General features: G+C 68.1%; 5 protein-coding genes. 2 read left to right on the forward strand and 3 right to left on the reverse strand.

Annotated elements, in window-relative coordinates; genetic code table 11:
* Nucleotides 1-239, reverse strand: a 239-nt coding sequence (locus CA984_RS43520) for a transposase (protein WP_423229293.1), incomplete at its 3' end; no start/stop codon positions are given.
* A gap of 117 nt (nucleotides 240-356) precedes the next feature.
* Here CA984_RS43520 and CA984_RS43525 point away from each other — a divergent pair.
* Entirely contained in the window at nucleotides 357-986 is a 630-nt protein-coding gene (locus tag CA984_RS43525) for a site-specific integrase (protein ID WP_278249112.1), read from the forward strand.
* Nucleotides 987-1,151: 165 nt separating this feature from the next.
* On the opposite strand, the gene CA984_RS43530 is transcribed toward CA984_RS43525, so the two are convergent.
* Together CA984_RS43530 and CA984_RS43535 are read right to left on the reverse strand one after the other, a co-directional pair.
* On the reverse strand, nucleotides 1,152-1,889 hold the full coding sequence (locus CA984_RS43530) for an ABC transporter ATP-binding protein (RefSeq protein ID WP_086579109.1): 738 nt from the start codon (nucleotides 1,887-1,889) through the stop codon (nucleotides 1,152-1,154).
* Between the two features lie 104 nt (nucleotides 1,890-1,993).
* Nucleotides 1,994-2,320, reverse strand: a complete 327-nt coding sequence (locus CA984_RS43535) for a DUF998 domain-containing protein (protein WP_086579110.1) — start codon at nucleotides 2,318-2,320, stop codon at nucleotides 1,994-1,996.
* Between the two features lie 222 nt (nucleotides 2,321-2,542).
* Here CA984_RS43535 and CA984_RS43540 point away from each other — a divergent pair.
* Nucleotides 2,543-2,789, forward strand: a 247-nt coding sequence (locus tag CA984_RS43540; protein WP_165781281.1) for an IS110 family transposase, incomplete at its 3' end; no start/stop codon positions are given.

Here is a 2,789-nt window from a genome sequence, read left to right on the forward strand (position 1 = left end):
TCGTCCGAGGGTATGTGCCCCGACAGCGCCCGCTTACCGGTAGCAGCGACACGCCCCGTCGCATTTGGAGCGCCCTCACCCCGAATCTGCGCAGCGCGTACCCACAACCGCAGCGTCTCGCGGCTGATCCCCAGGTCCCTCGCGATCGACGTGATCGTCCGGTCCGGCCTGGACAAGACCAACGCGACCGCGTCGGCCTTGAACTCGGGCGGGTAGTTCTTCATCACCATCAGTGACATCTCTTCCCCTGGACCTCAAGATCCAGTCTCCAAGGTGTCCACATTCAAGGGGGAACGCCCTACCGGCGCGAGCGCGCCCACCAGGGACAGCGCACCCGCAAGTCGCCGCCCATCACGATCGACCGCCTCCGCGCCATGATCTCGGCACTCCCCTCCACCAGCACGACGGGCCTGCGTGATCGCGCGGTGCTGGTGCTCGGTTTTGCCCTGATGGGACGCCGTTCCGAACTCGTCGCCTGCGACATCGGCGATCTCACCTTCACCGTCGACGGCCTCGAGGTCTACATCCCCACCAGCAAAACCGACCAGGACGCCCACGGAGAAACCGTCGCACTCCCCCACGGATCCCATCCCGAGACCTGCCCGGTGCGTGTCCTCAAAGCATGGCTGGCCGCACTCGCCGAACGCGGCGTCACCTCCGGCGCCCTGCTGCGCCCGGTCGATCGCCACGGCGGCATCGGCGGCACCGCCAAGAGCGCGGGCCGCGGCAGCCGTCAGCGCCTCAGCGGCCAGACCATCAACCTCATCGTCAAAAACGCCGCCGCGCTGGCCGGCCTGGACCGGCCGGAGACCTACACCGCACACGGGCTGCGCGCCGGCGGCGCCACCTCCGCCGCCAAAGCCGGCGCGCCCATGTCGGCCATCACCACGCACGGCCGCTGGGCCGACGGCTCCCCGGTGGTGGCCGGCTACATCCGCCAGGCCGACAAGTGGAACGACAACCCGATGCGCGGAGTCGGCCTGTAGACCGACGCACCACGATGTCCGCAGACCAGTTCCTGCACGGCACACAAGGGCTCATCGCCGCAGTCGAAGCGGTCCGCCACCTTCGGCCTTGGTGATTCGCAGTAAATCCCAGGAGGCCACCCGAGGCAGCCTTACCAAGTACGCCGGAAAGGGGCACGCCGCAGATCAGAGCTCGGCCGTCGTGTCGTCGCGGGTGGAGACGGTTATGTGGCGGCGCCGGTGTTGGTCCAGGCTGGTGGCGTCGTGTTCGGCCAGAAGGCGGCCCTGGTGCAGGATGGCGATGCGGCCGTTGAGGCGGGCGACTTCGGCCAGCAGGTGGCTGGAGATCAGCACGGTGGTGCCGTGCTCGCGGGCCAGGCCGGTCAGCAGGGTGCGAATCTCCACCACACCGGCGGGATCCAGGCCGTTGACGGGTTCGTCGAGGATGAGCAGGTCAGGGCTGTGGATGAGGGCTTTGGCCAGGGCCAGGCGCTGCAGGTTGCCCATCGACAGGGTGCGGGCGCGCCGTCCGGTGTAGGGGGTCAGGGCCAGCCGTTCGATGATGTCCTCGACGCGTAGGTGGGGCTGCTTCAGATGCCGTAGGCGGGCGTACAGATGGAGGTTCTCGCGGACGGTCAGCTCGGGGTAGGCGGCCGGGGCTTCGACCAGGTAGCCGGTACGGGCCCAGGCCGAACGCTGTCCAGCCGAGACATCGGCGCCGAGTACCCGCGCCGCTCCCTTCGTGGGGGCGATCATGCCGAGCAGCATGCGGATCAGCGTGGTCTTGCCGGCGCCGTTGAGTCCGAGCAGGGCGTATATCTGGCCCGCTTGCACGCTCAGGCTGACGTCGTCGATGGCCAGGACGTCGCTGTAGCGCTTGGTCAGGCCGGACACCTCGGTGATCGGGGTCACCGTGCTGCCCATCAGGGCCTGCTTCGCTGCTGGGTGATGAGCAGGAACAGGCCCAGACCGGCAGCGCACCCGGCAGGATGTAGGCCAAAAAGGATCTTCAACACGGGCTCCATCGCTCACGCTTGCTCGAGTGCAGGGCTGTGGCGGTGCAGGCGGACGTCTACGGCGATGATCCAGGCGAAGCCGACCAGCAGGGCGGCGTGTTCGAGCAGCCCGGCGGGTGCGAGCCGGAGCACGTCCTGAACGTCCAGGCGGAAGGCAAGACCGGCGGCGACAGCGAAGGTGATGACCAGCGCACCCGACCAGCGTGAATGGGCCGCCCATCCCCTGCTGCCGGTGTGCGGGCTTCGCGCCAGGACGAACGGCGCGGCCGCCAGAGCGGCGAACAGCACCAGACCGGCCAGCCCGTGGACGCGCCCGTTACCTTTTTGATCGTCCCTGATGAGAGTCGGGGAACCAGGTCACCCGGCCCGGCATGACTGATCGCCCCTGTCGTTTCGATGATCCGGGGGGTGTTGTCACCGGGCCTGGTGGCGTCGGTGGACCGCTAATAGGGACAAGGCGCTGTCTTGTGACGAAGAAGATCGTCTCGCCGTAACGTGGATGTCGGCTACCGTCGCCAGATCTGTGACCAGGCCAAACACCCTCTGAACTGGAGTAGTGGCATGAGCGTCGACTACGCGGTGTTTGTCGGCTTAGACGTGGGCAAGGGCGAACACCACGCCTGCGCCCTGGACCCTCGCGGCAAGAAACTCCACGACAAGCCCCTGCCCAACGACGAGCAGCGCCTGCGCGCGCTGTTCGGCAAGCTCAAGACCCACGGGCCAGTGCTCGTCGTGGTCGACCAGCCCGCCTCCATCGGCGCGCTACCCGTCGCCGTGGCTCGCGCCGAAGGCTGCCAGGTCGCCTACC

The organism is Streptosporangium minutum, assembly GCF_002149035.1.
Lineage (GTDB): Bacteria > Actinomycetota > Actinomycetes > Streptosporangiales > Streptosporangiaceae > Streptosporangium > Streptosporangium minutum.

What these genes read in the sequence shown, in the direction of transcription:
- CA984_RS43530 (WP_086579109.1), bottom strand. Translation starts at nt 1,889, where the DNA reads ATGGGCAGCACGGTGACCCCGATCACCGAGGTGTCCGGCCTGACCAAG.